The organism is Stenotrophomonas sp. 1L-E-5-B-C3, assembly GCF_057292075.1.
Genome location: NZ_JBXAWS010000016.1, coordinates 70838 through 85055, shown reverse-complemented (window position 1 = coordinate 85055; position 14218 = coordinate 70838). Strand labels below are relative to the sequence as shown.

Sequence of the window (14218 nt, the reverse complement as noted above, 5' to 3'; positions counted from 1 at the left end):
GCGCAGCGGATGGAAAAAGCCCGCCGGGCATGGCCCGGCGCTACCGATGGAATCAGGACTCCAGCAGTTCCATCCACGCTGCCTCAGCTTTTTCCAGCTGCGCGGCGGTGGTTTCGCGGTCGCGGCCGATCACCGCCATGCGGGTGGCATCGGCGTAGTTGGCCGGGTCGGCCAGCTGCCGGTCCAGCTCGGCCAGGGCGCCTTCCAGCTCGGCCACCTTGGATTCGGCCGCGGCCAGCTTGTGCGGATTCACCGGCTTCTTCTGCACCACCTGCGCCACCGGCGCAGTCTTGACCACCACCGGCTCTTCCACCTGTTCCATGCGCGCCTTGGTGCCCTGCGCCTGCGGACGGGTCCGCAGCCAGGCGGCGTAGGCGTCGAGGTCGCCGTCGAACGGTTCGACCACGCCATCGGCCACGCGCCAGAAGGTGTCACAGACCAGGCCGATCAGATGGCGGTCATGCGACACCATCACGATCGCGCCGTCGAAATCGGCCAGTGCCTCAGCCAGTGCTTCGCGCATTTCCAGGTCAAGGTGGTTGGTCGGTTCGTCCAGCAGCAGCACGTTCGGCTGCTGCCAGGCGATCAGCGCCAGCGCCAGGCGCGCGCGCTCACCGCCGGAGAAGCCATCGACCGGCTCGAACGCGCGGTCGCCCGGGAAGTTCCACTTGCCGAGGAAATCGCGGAACGACTGGTTCGGTGCGTCCGGGGCGATCTCGCGGAAATGCTCCATCGGCGACTGGCCTTCGTGCAGCGACTCCACCGTGTGCTGGGCGAAGTAGCCGATCTTCAGGTCCGGGTGCGCCATGCGCTCGCCGACGATCGGTGCCAGTTCACCCACCAGGGTCTTCACCAGGGTGGTCTTACCGGCACCGTTGGGGCCGAGCAGGCCGATACGCTGGCCCGCTTCCAGGCCGAAGCCGACGTTGTGCAGGATCACCGCGTCCTTGCCGTAGCCGGCCTCGACGTGGTTCAGGCGGATCAGCGAGAACGGCAGCTTGGCCGGCGGCGCAAACTCGATGCGGAACTCGCGCTCGGCGCGCACCGCTTCGGTGCCGGCCAGCTTGGCCAGGCGCTTCATGCGGCTCTGCGCCTGCGCGGCCTTGCTGGCCTGCGCCTTGAAGCGGTCGATGAAGCTCTGCAGGTGGGCGCGCTCGGCCTGTTCCTTCTCGTGCGCGATCTGCTGCTGGCGCAGCTGTTCGGCGCGCTGGCGCTCGAAATCGGTGTAGCCGCCCGGGTAGAGCTTGGCGCCGCCACCGTGCAGGTGCAGGGTGTGGGTGGCCACGTTGTCGAGGAACTCGCGGTCATGCGAGATCAGCAGCAGGGTGCCCGGATACTTCAGCAGCCACTGCTCCAGCCAGTACACCGCGTCCAGATCCAGGTGGTTGGTCGGTTCGTCCAGCAGCAGCAGGTCGCTGGGCATCATCAGCGCGCGGGCCAGATTCAGGCGCACGCGCCAGCCGCCGGAGAACGAGGACACCGCGCGGTGGTGGGTCTCTGCCGGGAAACCGAGGCCGTGCAGCAGCTTGCCGGCGCGCGCTTCGGCGTCGTAGGCATTGAGCTCGGCCATCTTCGTGTGCGCCTCGGCCACCGCTTCCCAGTCTTCGCGGGCGGTGGCCTCGGCCTCGGCGGCCAGCACGGCGGCCACTTCGGTATCACCGCCCAGCACGAAGCTCAGCGCCGGGTCCGGCAGCGACGGGGTTTCCTGGGCAACGCTGGCGATGCGCACCTTGCCGGGCAGGTCGACGTCGCCCTTGTCCGCCTCCAGCTCACCCTTCACTGCCGCGAACAGGCTGGACTTGCCGGCACCGTTGCGGCCGACCACACCCACCCGGTAACCGGCATGCAGGGTCAGGTCGACATTGGACAACAGCAGCCGCTCGCCGCGGCGCAAGGCGAAATTACGAAGGGAGATCATCGGGGGAGGGGTCCATATAACCGAATGGAATGTGCTGGTGAGCACTGTTCCTGCGACGCAATTCTAACGTTAACGAATACTTGACGGGCCCCGGGATGCGCAGCGGCCGACGTTCCTCTCTCCCACGTTCTCGCCGCGCGCCTCCCGGGTCCCCTCCCCCGTCAGTGCCGATCCGGGCTAAATGGTTGCTGCTGCAACGTTTTTTCTGATGACCGGCATTTGACAGGCGCTGAATATCCCGTTAATTCCTGTATTGCGCACCGCAACAACCGCCGTCCGCCTCACCCCCGTGATGTCGATTCCGGTGCCGCCCCCGCCAACCGGAGCCCCATCCCGATGACCCGCAAGACCAGCCTGATCGCCGCCGCCGTCGCTGTCGCACTCGGTGGTTCTCCGTTCGTTGCCGCTGCCCAGCAGGCCGGCACCGCAGCCAATACCCTGGACACGGTGATCGTCACCGGTACCCGCGTAGCCGACCGCACGGTGGCCGAGTCGCAGTCGCCGATCGACATCATCACCCCCGAAGCCCTGCAGTCCACCGGCACCAGCGAGCTGGCCACCGCGCTGTCGCGCGCCCTGCCCTCGCTGAACTTCCCGCGCCCTGCCCTGACCGATGGCACCAGCGGCGTGCGCCCGGCGCAGCTGCGCGGCCTGTCGCCGGACCAGGTGCTGGTGCTGGTCGACGGCAAGCGCCGCCACACCTCGGCGATGATCAACGTCAACGGCAGCATCGGCCGTGGCTCGTCGGCCGTGGACATCAATGCGATCCCGATCGCCGCCATCGAGCGCGTGGAAGTGCTGCGTGACGGTGCGTCGGCGCAGTACGGTTCGGACGCCATCGCCGGCGTCATCAACATCGTGCTCAAGGGCAGCGGCAGTGGCGGCAGCCTGGCGGTGGACTACGGCCAGTACTCCGCTGGTGACGGCAACAAGTACCAGCTCTCCGGCGATACCGGCGTCGAGTTCGGCAACGGCCGTGGCCGCGTGCACGTGGCCGGCCAGATCAGCCAGCAGGACGAGAGCAACCGCGCTGGCCCGTATCGCGGCAGCACCCCGAATACCGGCAACTACCCGAGCATCGGCCAGAAGACTTTCATCGTCGGCGACCCGCGCGTGGACGCCACCGCCGCCTCGGTCAACGCCAGCTTCGATTTCAGCGACCACGTGACCGGCTATGCCAGCGCGCTGCTCAGCAACCGCGACATCACCTCGTTCGCGTTCTACCGCTCGCGCAACCATCTGAACCAGACCGCGCTGCTGGCGCAGACCTACCCGGACGGCTTCGTGCCGGAGATCAACCAGTACTCCAAGGACCGCTCGCTGGTGGCCGGGGTCAAGGGCAACACCGACAGCGGCTGGACCTGGGACCTGAGCCTGAACCACGGCGAGAACACCCTCGACTTCCACACCCGCAACAGCATCAACTACAGCCTGGGTGCGACCAGCCCGCGCTCGTTCTACGACGGCACGCTGAAGTACCAGCAGGACATCTTCAACGCCGATCTGACCAAGTCGCTGGACTGGGGCCTGGCCTACCCGGTCACGCTGTCCTTCGGCGGTGAGTACCGCAAGGAAAAGTGGGACCAGAAGCCGGGCGAACTGAACTCTTACACCGGCAGCGGCGCACAGGGCTTCGGTGGCTTCACCCCCACCAATGAAGTGCATGCCGACCGCCACAACTACGCGGTCTATGCGGGCCTGGAAGCGGACCTGACCGAGAAGTTCTCGGCCGGCATCACCGGCCGCTACGAGGACTACTCGGACTTCGGCGACCGCTTCTCCGGCAAGCTGTCGGCACGCTACGCGTTCACCGACAAGGTCGCGCTGCGTGCCACCGCCTCCAGCGGCTTCCGTGCACCGTCGCTGGCGCAGCAGGGCTACCAGGCGGTGACCAGCCAGTTCACCAACGGCGTGTTCGTCGAGCGCGGCACCTTCCCCACCACCAGCCAGGCCGCGCAGGCGCTGGGCGCTTCGCCGCTGAAGGCCGAGACCTCCACCTCCTACAGCCTGGGCCTGGTGCTGCAGCCGGTCGACCGCCTGTACATCACCGTCGACGCCTACCAGATCGACATCGATGACCGCATCGCATTGTCGTCCAGCATCACCACCAACGCCGCCACCAGCGCGCTGCTGGGCACCCTGGGCCTGCCGCAGGTGACCGCGTTCTCGTACTTCACCAATGGCCTGGATACGCGTACCCGTGGCGTCGACTTCGTCTCCAGCTACACGGTGCCGTTCAGCGCCAGCAGCCTGGAACTGACCGCTGCGTACAGCTACAACGACACTGAAGTGCGCCGCGTCGGCGGCACCCCGGCGGTGTTCGGCACGCTGGGCCTGAACCAGTCGCTGATCGGCCGCGATGAAATCGGCCGCATCGAGGACAGCTACCCGCGCGACAAGGCGATCCTGAGCGGCACCTGGCGTTCGGATCACTGGGAGCTGGGCCTGGCGGCGACCCGCTACGGCAAGTTCACCGTGCGCAACTCGGCCACCGCGCTGCGCGACCAGACCTACGGCGACGCCTGGGTGGTGGATGCCTCGGCCAGCTACAAGCCGAGCAGCAACTGGACCCTGACCGTGGGCGCCGACAACCTGCTGGACAAGTACCCGGACCGCACCGAAGACCTGCAGAACTCCACCTTCGGCATGCTGCCGTACAGCAACTACTCGCCGTTCGGCTTCAACGGCGCGTACGTGTACGGCCGGGTCAAGTACACCTGGTAAGCGCTGGCGGGCGCCTCTCTGGTAGTGCCGGCCGCTGGCCGGCAACTCCCTGGTGGGGTCAGATCCTTTTTCCTGCGGGAGAGGGATCTGACCCCATTCGCATTTAAGGTTTGCCGTATCTGGCGTCATCGGTGAAAATCGGGATACCCCCGTTTTTCTGCGAGAGCCGATGCACCATGACACCGACCTGATCAACATCGTTGCCGTTGGCCTGGGGCTCGCCTTCATCTTTGGCGCGCTGGCCAACAAGCTGCGTTTGTCTCCGCTGGTCGGTTACCTGGTTGCTGGCATCTGTGTAGGTCCGTTCACCCCCGGCTTCGTCGCCGACCAGGCGCTGGCCAACCAGCTGGCCGAGCTGGGCGTGATGCTGCTGATGTTCGGCGTCGGCCTGCACTTCTCGCTGAAGGACCTGATGGCGGTCAAGGCCATCGCCATTCCCGGTGCGATCGGCCAGATCCTGGTCGCCACCCTGCTCGGCTGGGGCCTGGCAGCCTTGATGGGTTGGCCGGTCATCCACGGCATCGTGTTCGGTTTTGCGCTGGCCACCGCCAGTACCGTGGTGCTGCTGCGGGCGATGGAAGAGCGGCGCCTGCTGGAAACCCAGCGCGGCAAGATCGCGGTCGGCTGGCTGATCGTCGAAGACCTGGCCTGCGTGCTGGCACTGGTGATGATGCCGGTGATGGCCGGCGTGTTCGGCCCCGATGCCGCCAACGAAACCCATACCTTCGGCAGCGTGCTGGCCAGCATCGGCTGGACCTTCGTGCAGCTGGGCCTGTTCGTTGCGGTGATGCTGGTGGTCGGCCGCCGGGTCATTCCGTGGATCCTCGAACGCATTGCAGGTACCGGTTCGCGCGAGCTGTTCACCCTGTCGGTGCTGGCAATCGCGCTGGGCGTGGCATTCGGCTCGGCGATGCTGTTCGGCGTGTCCTTCGCGCTGGGCGCGTTCTTCGCCGGCATGCTGCTCAACGAATCCGAACTCAGCCACAAGGCGGCCAACGATTCACTGCCGCTGCGCGATGCGTTCGCAGTGCTGTTCTTCGTCTCGGTGGGCATGCTGTTCAACCCCAGCATCCTGATCGAGCACCCGTGGCAGGTGCTGGCCACCGCCGCGATCATCATGTTCGGCAAGTCCGCCGCCGCGTTCTTCATCGTGCGCGCGTTCGGCCACCCTACCGGTACCGCACTGACCATCTCGGCCAGCCTGGCGCAGATCGGTGAGTTCGCCTTCATCATCGCCGGCCTCGGCGTGACCCTGAAGATCCTGCCGCCCACCGGGCAGGCTTTGGTGCTGGCCGGCGCGCTGATCTCGATCATGCTCAACCCGCTGGTGTTCGGCCTGCTCGACCGTTGGCTGATGAAGCACCAGGAAACCACGCCGGCCGCAGTGGAAACCGAATTGCCGCCCGGGCCGTCGCTGGACCTGCACGACCACGCCATCGTCATCGGCTACGGTCGTGTTGGCAGTGCGCTGGCGCAGGTGCTGCGCGACCGCGGCGTGCCGGTGATGATCATCGACGACAACAAGGAGCATGTTGCCGAAGCGCATGCGGCCGGCCTGCCCGGCATCCGCGGCAGTGCCGCCTCGGACAAGGTGCTGGCCGAAGCCCATCCCGAGCGCGCCAAGATCGCCGTGCTGGCGATCCCGCAACCGCTGGAAGCCGGCGAGACCCTGGCCAAACTGCGTGCGCTGAACCCGAATCTGACCCTGCTGGCGCGAGCACACAGCGATGCAGAGGTGAAGCACCTGCTGGAGCATGGTGCCGATGGCACGGTGATGGCCGAGCGAGAGCTGGCCTATTCGCTGGCAGAGATGGTGATGGCCACGCCGCCGTATCGCAACCTGGGCCAGCACAGCATTCCTGTGGTGTGAGAGTTCTGCGGCAGGGCTGCGCCCTGCACCCGCCGAAACAACGGCAACGGCAAAAGCTGGCATTCCGTGGGATGGCGCGGTGGGTCCGGTTGCAGGGGACGCCGTGAATCCCCAGGCCGGCCCAGCCGCTGGCGGCTGTGCGTTCGGGCGCTTGCGAAGCAGTGCTTCGCAAGCAAAGCTCCCTCACCCATGGAGGCTCGGTCGCGCCATCCATGGCGCTCACGCCCCTGCAACCGGACCCACCCCGCCTTCGACAATTTCCTACTGCTGTTGGTAGGTGTCGACCTTGGTCGACACGGCGGCGCATGCGGTCAGATCCGTTCTCCGCAGGAAAACGGATCTGACCCCGGAAACAAAAAAATCCCCGGTCGACCCGCATCGACCGGGGATCTGGATCGCCACGTTGCCATTGCCTTGGAGAGGCAGCTCCACCGTAGCGCATTGGGTGACCGGTGGTGATCGCCTGTGGCGATGAGGACCAAGCGCGTGGCTATCAGGCGCCGGCCAGGGCCTGCTCCAGGTCGGCACGCAGGTCGCCGATGTGCTCGATGCCGATCGACAGCCGCACAGTGTCTTCGCTGACACCGGCCCTGGCCAGCTCGGCGGCGTCCAGCTGGCGATGGGTGGTCGAGGCCGGATGGGTGGCCAGTGACTTCGCATCGCCCAGGTTGACCAGGCGGGTGAACAGCTTCAGCGCATCGAGGAAACGTGCACCCGCCTCACGGCCGCCCGGCAAGCCAAAGGTCAGTACGCCCGAGCCGTGCCCGCCCAGGTAGCGTTGCGCGGCGGCATGCTCGGGGTCGTCGGCCAGCCCGGCATAGCGCACCCAGGCGACCTTTGCGTGCGCCTGCAGGAACTGTGCGACCGCCAGCGCGTTGGCGTTGATGCGCTCCATGCGCAGGGCCAGGGTTTCGATGCCCTGCAGGATCAGGAACGCATTGAACGGCGACAGCGCCGCGCCGGTATTGCGCAGCGGCACCACCCGCGCGCGGCCGATGTAGGCCGCAGGCCCCAGCGCTTCGGTATAGACCACGCCGTGATAACTGGGGTCGGGCTGGTTGAGCCGTGCGAAGCGCTGGGGTTGTGCAGCCCAGTCGAAGCGGCCGGAATCGACGATCGCGCCGCCGAGGCTGTTGCCGTGGCCGCCGAGATACTTGGTCAGCGAGTGCACCACGATGTCGGCGCCATGCTCGAACGGGCGCAGCAGGAACGGCGTGGCCACCGTGTTGTCGACGATCAGCGGCACGCCGGCGGCATGCGCGACCTCGGCAATCGCCGCGATGTCGGTGACGTTGCCACGCGGGTTGCCGATCGACTCGACGAAGACCGCCTTGGTGCGTTCATCGATCAACGCGGCGAACGCGGATGGATCGGCCGGATCGGCGAAGCGGGTCTGGATGCCGTACTGCGGCAACGTATGCGCCAGCAGATTGAGGCTGCCTCCATACAGCGCGCTGGAGGCGACGATGTTGTCGCCGGCTTCGGCGATGGTCTGGATGGCGTAGGTGATCGCAGCCTGCCCAGAGGCCAGCGCCAGCGCACCGATGCCGCCTTCCAGCGCCGCCACGCGCTGCTCCAGCACATCGGTGGTGGGATTCATGATGCGCGTGTAGATGTTGCCTGCCACCTTCAGGTCGAACAGGTCGGCGCCGTGCTGGGTGTCATCGAAGGCATAGGCCACCGTCTGGTAGATCGGCACCGCCACCGCGCGGGTGGTCGGGTCGGGACGATAGCCGCCATGCACGGCCAGGGTTTCCAGTTGCCACTGCGGGTCGCTCATTGCGCCAGGCTCCATCCGGGGAAACGGCCACGATAGGCCAGCCGGCAGCGACCGCTGAGAGCCACTGGCGATGACGCCCGTACCGGTGGTTATCAGGTTGGCCGCGATTCAGGCAGCCGTCATGGGCCGTTGCTAGGCTTCGCCGCCGGGCGCTCCTGCCCGGGCACGGAGGCCCAAGCGCATGCAGTCATCCCCCTGGACACCCGCCGCCAGCGGCTCGCCGACCCCGGTGCTGCTGGTGGAGGACGACCGCCGCCTGGCCGAACTGGTCAGCGACTACCTGCACGAACATGGCTTCGCCGTGCAGCATGTGGCCCGTGGCGACCTCGCCGGTGCGGCCTGCCGCCAGCACGCGCCGGAACTGGTGGTGCTGGACCTGATGCTGCCCGGCCTTGGCGGCATCGATGTGTGCCGGCAGATCCGCAGCTTCTCCGATGTGCCGATCCTGATGCTGACGGCCTGCGAGGACGACATCGAGCAGGTGCTCGGCCTGGAATCAGGCGCCGACGACTACGTGCACAAACCGGTCGAACCGCGCCTGCTGCTGGCCCGCCTGCGCGCCCTGCTGCGCCGCCGCCACGGCAGCGGCAGCACCGGCTCGCCCTGCCGGCTGATGCACGGCGGGCTGCTGATCGACCGCATGCAGCGCGACGTGCACCTGCACGGCGTGGCGGTGGAACTGGGTACCACCGAATTCGAGATCCTGTGGCTGCTGGCCAGCCAACCGGGACAGATCCTCTCACGCGACCAGATCCTGCAGGCGGTGCGTGGCATCGGCTTCGATGGCCTGGACCGCAGCGTCGATGTCAGCATCGGCAAGCTGCGCCGCAAGCTGGGCGACGACGCGCGCGAACCTCGACGGATCAAGACCGTGTGGGGCCGGGGTTACCAGTTCAATCCCTCGGCCTGGTCGGCGTGAAGCGCCTGTTCCTGTGGCTGTGGTTCGTCACCGGTGCCTGTTTGCTGGTTTCGGTGTACTTCCTCAATCACATCCTGGATGGCATCTACACGCCCGTGCAGGACCGCGTGTTCGTGCAGCAGGTGCGCGGGCAGGTGTACGCCCTGCGCAGTGGCCTGGCCGGCCTGGATGCAGAACAGCAGCGTGAGCGCCTGCAGCAGTGGCAGCCGCACTACGGCATCGCCCTGACCCTGCTCGACAAGCCTCCCTCGCTCGACCCGCAGGAACAGGTGGCGGTGCGGGCCGATGGCTTCATCGTGCGCGACCTCTACCAGCAGCTACTGCTGCCCATCGACGGCGTTGACGGCCGCTGGCTGCACCTGCGCCTGCCCGGTGCGGTGTCGATGACAACGTACATGACCATCGCTGCCTACCTCGGCATCCTGCTGCTGGTCGGCGCCAGCCTGTATGCCTGGGTACGCCTGCTCTGGCGCGATCTGGAGGCACTGCGCATGCATGCCGATCGCATCGGTGCCGGCGACCTGCAGGCGCGCGCGCAGGTGTCGCCACGCTCGCAGATCCGGGTCATTGTCGATCATTCCAACCGCATGGCCGCGCGCGTGGCTGAGCTTGTGCAGCGCCAGCGTGACCTCACGCATGCCATCTCGCATGAACTGCGCACGCCGATCGCACGCGTGGCCTTCGGCCTGGACCTGATGCGGGACAGCGACGATCCGGCACGACGCGCGCGCTTGGCGCAGGGGCTTCACGGTGACCTGGCCGAGCTCAACGGACTGGTCAGCGAACTGCTGGCCTACGAGCGCCTGGAACATCCCAACGAAGCCGAGCCCCTGCAGCGCATCGAAGCCAATGACTGGTTGCATGCCTGCCTGGCCGATGCGCGCCGCGATGCCGAACGCGCCGGCCTGGTACTGCGCGTGCAACCCAGCGCACTGCCACGGGTGGACGCCGAACCGCGCCTGCTGCAGCTGGCACTGAGCAACCTGGTCGGCAACGCGCTGCGCCATGCGCGTTCGCAGGTGGAGGTTTCGCTGGTAGGCGTCGGCGGCCGTGCCTGCCTGCGCGTGGATGACGACGGCCAAGGCATCGCCGAAGCCGACCGCGAGAAGGTGACGCGCCCGTTCACCCGCCTGGACGACAGCCGCAGCCGCGATACCGGTGGCTTCGGACTGGGCCTGGCCATCGTCAGCCGCATCGCGGCGCGCCATGGCGGGGAACTGCACATCAGCCGCGCCACGATGGGCGGCGCACGCGTCGAAATGCACTGGCCGCTGGCTGCCAGCTGAACGCCCACGGGCGCGATTACAGTTGATTACAACTCCCGCACAACTGCGGAGGGATCGGTCGCCGGCATATCGCCACGCTGGCGACCCTGCAGCACTCGCCGGATGCGCGCGCTGCTTTCCTCCCATTGTCGAGAGATTCCATGTCCCAGCTTCGCCGTACTCCGTCCCTGCTCTGCCTGGCCCTGCTGCCGCTGTTTGCCGCACCGATCGCCCACGCCAAGGATGACCACTGGACCTTCGAAGTCGCCGCCGGTGCCGGCGCGACCCCGCGCTACAGCGGTAGCAAGGAGTACCAGGCGTCGCCCATGCTGTCCTTCGATGCCAAGTCGCCTGGTGGCTGGTTTCTGGGCACCAGCGGTGTCGGCTGGGGTACGGCCATCGGTGAACACACTCACCTGCGCGCCTACATCGGTGCCAGCGGCAGCCGCCGCGAAAAGGACTCCCCCCTCGGCGGTTCGGACTTCCTGCGCGGCATGGGTGATATCCGTACCCGTCCCCTGGTCGGCCTCTCGGCTGGCTATACGCTGGGAGAAGCCGTGCTGAGCGGCAGCTGGCAGTTCACCCGCAAAGATGAAGACAAGGGCGACAACGGCCTGGCCACCCAGCAGATGCAGCTGAGCCTGTCGATGCCGCTGTTCGATTTCGCCGGCGGCGTGGTCAGTGGCAGTGTCGCCACCGAATACGGCAATCGCGGCTACATGCAGACCTGGTACGGCGTGAGTCCGGAACAGGCGGCGCGTACTGGATTTGCCCAGCACAAGCCGAAAGCCGGCCTGGTCAGTGCCGGGCTTGGCCTGAAGTGGAGCCACCGCGTGGGTCGCAACGGCAACTGGTACATCTCGGCGGAAGGCACGCGCCTGCTCGGCGATGCGGCCGACAGCCCGATCGTGCAGAAGCCGAACCAGTTCGGTTTGATGAGCGGGTACACGCACCGCTTCTGAGGCGACGCCGGGCATGGCCCGGCGTTCCTGGCAGGACACGGGGTGCTGCGGTAATGCAGCGCCCCGTGTGGATCACGCCTTGGCGAACACCAGGTGGCCGCCGTCGTTGCCGACTTCGATGGTATCGCCGTTGACGAAAGCGCCGGAAAGGATCTTCTGCGCCAGCGGATTCTCCAGCTGGGCCTGGATCGCACGCTTCAACGGGCGCGCACCATACACCGGATCGAAGCCGACGTTGCCGAGCAGGTCGAACGCCGCATCGGACACCACCAGCTTCAGCCCGCGCTCGGCCAGCCGCTTCTCCAGGCCACGCATCTGGATGCGCGCGATCTGCTTGATCTGCTGCTTGTCCAGCGGGTGGAACACCACGATGTCGTCCAGGCGGTTGATGAACTCCGGGCGGAAGTGCGCCTGCACCACGCCCATTACCGCCGCCTTCATCTGCGTGTAGGCCTCCGGGCTGTCATCAGCGCTCATGTCCTGGATCTGGTGCGAGCCCAGGTTCGAGGTCATCACGATGACGGTGTTGCGGAAGTCCACGGTGCGGCCCTGGCCATCGGTCAGGCGGCCATCGTCCAGCACCTGCAGCAGGATGTTGAACACATCCGGATGCGCCTTCTCCACTTCGTCCAGCAGGATCAACGAATACGGACGGCGACGCACGGCCTCGGTCAGGTAGCCACCCTCTTCGTAACCGACGTAGCCCGGGGGCGCACCGATCAGGCGGGCGACGCTGTGCTTCTCCATGAACTCGCTCATGTCGATGCGGATCATCGCGTCGGCACTGTCGAACAGGAACTCGGCCAGCGACTTGCACAGCTCGGTCTTGCCGACGCCGGTCGGGCCGAGGAACAGGAACGAACCGGCCGGGCGATTCGGATCGGACAGGCCCGCACGCGAACGGCGCACGGCATCGGAGACGACCTTGATCGCTTCCTCCTGGCCGACCACGCGGTTGTGCAGCACCTCTTCCATCCGCAGCAGCTTGTCGCGCTCACCTTCGAGCATCTTGTTGACCGGAATGCCGGTCCAGCGCGACACGACCTCGGCGATCTCCTCGTCGGTAACCCGGTCCTGCACCAGCTTGAAGTCCCTGTGTTCGGCTTCCTGCGCGGCGGCCAGCTGCTTTTCCAGCTGCGGCAGCAGGCCGTACTGGATCTCGCTCATCTTGGCGAAATCCTGGCGGCGCTGCGCGGCTTCCAGCTCCAGCTTGGCCTGCTCGACCTGCTCCTTGATCTTGGTCGCACCCTGCAGCGCTGCCTTCTCCGACTTCCAGATTTCATTGAGGTCGGAGAACTCACGCTCCAGCGCATCGATGTCGTTCTCCAGATCGGCCAGGCGCTGCCGCGAGGCTTCGTCCTTTTCCTTCTTCAGCATCTCGCGCTGGATCTTCAGCTGGATCACCCGGCGTTCCAGGCGGTCCAGCTCCTCCGGCTTGGAGTCGATTTCCATGCGCAGGCGCGAGGCCGCCTCGTCCATCAGATCGATGGCCTTGTCCGGCAGCTGGCGGTCGGTGATGTAGCGGTTGGACAGGGTCGCCGCCGCCACGATGGCCGGGTCGGTGATCTCTACGCCGTGGTGCACCGCGTACTTTTCCTTCAGCCCGCGCAGGATCGCGATGGTGTCTTCCACCGAAGGCTCACCCACGAACACCTTCTGGAAGCGGCGCTCCAGCGCGGCGTCCTTTTCGATGTACTTGCGGTACTCATCCAGCGTGGTCGCGCCCACGCAGTGCAGCTCGCCACGGGCCAGCGCCGGCTTGAGCATGTTGCCGGCATCCATCGCGCCGTCGGCCTTGCCGGCGCCGACCATGGTGTGCAGCTCGTCGATGAACAGGATGATCTGGCCTTCGCTCTTGGCCAGGTCATTCAGCACGCCCTTCAGGCGCTCTTCGAACTCACCGCGGAACTTGGCACCGGCGATCAGCGCGCCCATGTCCAGCGACAGCACGCGCTTTCCGCGCAGGCCTTCGGGCACTTCGTCGTTGATGATGCGCTGGGCCAGGCCTTCGACGATCGCGGTCTTGCCCACGCCCGGCTCGCCGATCAGCACCGGATTGTTCTTGGTCCGGCGCTGCAGCACCTGGATGGTGCGGCGGATTTCCTCGTCACGGCCGATCACCGGATCGAGCTTGCCGCTCTCGGCGCGCGCAGTCAGGTCAATGGTGTACTTCTCCAGCGCCTGCCGCTGTTCCTCGGCATTTTCCGACTGCACGTTCTCGCCGCCGCGCAGCTTGTCGATGGCGGCCTGCAAGCGGGTCTTGTCGGCGCCGGCGGCGCGCAGCGCCATGCCCAGCGTGCCGCTGTCTTCCAGCGCCGCCAGCACGAACCACTCGCTGGCAATGAAGGCATCGCCATTCTGCTGGGCCAGCTTGTCAGTGTGATTGAGCAGGCGTCCGAGGTCGTTGCCCATCGAAACGTTGCCAGCCTGGCCGGACACCTTCGGCAGCGCATCCAGTGCCTCGGTCAGGCGCTCGCGCAGCACCGGCACGTTCACCCCGGCCTGGGCCAGCAACGGGCGCGTGCTGCCGCCCTGCTGGTCCAGCAGTGCGCTGAACAGGTGAACCGGTTCGATGATGCTGTTGTCGCGGCCCACGGCCAGCGACTGTGCGTCTGCCAGCGCCTGCTGGAAACGCGAGGTGAGCTTGTCCATCCGCATTGCGAATCCTCATCGGTCATCAGGGCCGGCCCGCGCCGGCGATGCTGGAAAGATGCGGTTGCCCCACCCCGTTTCAAGGGTGGCTGCGACTGCACCCCGAGGCCAGTCAGCCTGCGGCCAGC

8 protein-coding genes are annotated in these 14218 nt (G+C 66.8%); 5 read left to right on the top strand and 3 right to left on the bottom strand.

From position 1 onward, the window contains the following. Positions 1–52: 52 nt before the first annotated feature. Entirely contained in the window at positions 53–1918 is a 1866-nt protein-coding gene (locus AC0Z6F_RS18080; protein ID WP_012511909.1) for an ABC-F family ATP-binding cassette domain-containing protein, read from the bottom strand. A 336-nt stretch (positions 1919–2254) separates the two neighbouring features. On the opposite strand from AC0Z6F_RS18080, the gene AC0Z6F_RS18075 reads away from it, so the two are divergent. Continuing rightward, a complete protein-coding gene (locus AC0Z6F_RS18075) occupies positions 2255–4642 on the top strand; it encodes a TonB-dependent receptor plug domain-containing protein (RefSeq protein WP_006386625.1) in 2388 nt (795 codons plus the stop codon). A gap of 169 nt (positions 4643–4811) precedes the next feature. Next, positions 4812–6512, top strand: coding sequence for a YbaL family putative K(+) efflux transporter (ybaL, locus tag AC0Z6F_RS18070; protein WP_012511910.1), 1701 nt, complete (start codon positions 4812–4814; stop codon positions 6510–6512). Between the two features lie 493 nt (positions 6513–7005). On the opposite strand, the gene AC0Z6F_RS18065 is transcribed toward ybaL, so the two are convergent. Further along, positions 7006–8292, bottom strand: a complete 1287-nt coding sequence (locus tag AC0Z6F_RS18065) for an O-acetylhomoserine aminocarboxypropyltransferase/cysteine synthase family protein (protein ID WP_012511911.1) — start codon at positions 8290–8292, stop codon at positions 7006–7008. Positions 8293–8473: 181 nt separating this feature from the next. Here AC0Z6F_RS18065 and AC0Z6F_RS18060 point away from each other — a divergent pair, with 181 nt between their 5' ends. The 3 genes from AC0Z6F_RS18060 (at position 8474) to AC0Z6F_RS18050 (ending at position 11438) form a co-directional block, all read left to right on the top strand. Then, on the top strand, positions 8474–9211 hold the full coding sequence (locus AC0Z6F_RS18060; protein ID WP_100469401.1) for a winged helix-turn-helix domain-containing protein: 738 nt from the start codon (positions 8474–8476) through the stop codon (positions 9209–9211). Further along, positions 9208–10497 (top strand): ATP-binding protein, encoded by a 1290-nt coding sequence (locus tag AC0Z6F_RS18055; RefSeq protein WP_485616993.1) that lies wholly within the window; start codon positions 9208–9210, stop codon positions 10495–10497. Before AC0Z6F_RS18060 ends, AC0Z6F_RS18055 begins: the two co-directional genes overlap by 4 nt. A 140-nt stretch (positions 10498–10637) precedes the next feature. Further along, positions 10638–11438, top strand: a complete 801-nt coding sequence (locus AC0Z6F_RS18050; protein WP_006386820.1) for a MipA/OmpV family protein — start codon at positions 10638–10640, stop codon at positions 11436–11438. Between the two features lie 72 nt (positions 11439–11510). On the opposite strand, the gene clpB is transcribed toward AC0Z6F_RS18050, so the two are convergent. Next, positions 11511–14096, bottom strand: coding sequence for an ATP-dependent chaperone ClpB (gene clpB, locus AC0Z6F_RS18045; RefSeq protein ID WP_006386822.1), 2586 nt, complete (start codon positions 14094–14096; stop codon positions 11511–11513). Positions 14097–14218: the final 122 nt, after the last annotated feature.

Bases quoted from the DNA above. Each gene is read 5' to 3' on its own strand.
- AC0Z6F_RS18080 (WP_012511909.1), bottom strand. From the start codon at position 1,918: ATGATCTCCCTTCGTAATTTCGCCTTGCGCCGCGGCGAGCGGCTGCTG.
- clpB (WP_006386822.1), bottom strand. From the start codon at position 14,096: ATGCGGATGGACAAGCTCACCTCGCGTTTCCAGCAGGCGCTGGCAGAC.
- ybaL (WP_012511910.1), top strand. From the start codon at position 4,812: ATGCACCATGACACCGACCTGATCAACATCGTTGCCGTTGGCCTGGGG.
- AC0Z6F_RS18060 (WP_100469401.1), top strand. From the start codon at position 8,474: ATGCAGTCATCCCCCTGGACACCCGCCGCCAGCGGCTCGCCGACCCCG.
- AC0Z6F_RS18065 (WP_012511911.1), bottom strand. From the start codon at position 8,292: ATGAGCGACCCGCAGTGGCAACTGGAAACCCTGGCCGTGCATGGCGGC.
- AC0Z6F_RS18075 (WP_006386625.1), top strand. From the start codon at position 2,255: ATGACCCGCAAGACCAGCCTGATCGCCGCCGCCGTCGCTGTCGCACTC.
- AC0Z6F_RS18050 (WP_006386820.1), top strand. From the start codon at position 10,638: ATGTCCCAGCTTCGCCGTACTCCGTCCCTGCTCTGCCTGGCCCTGCTG.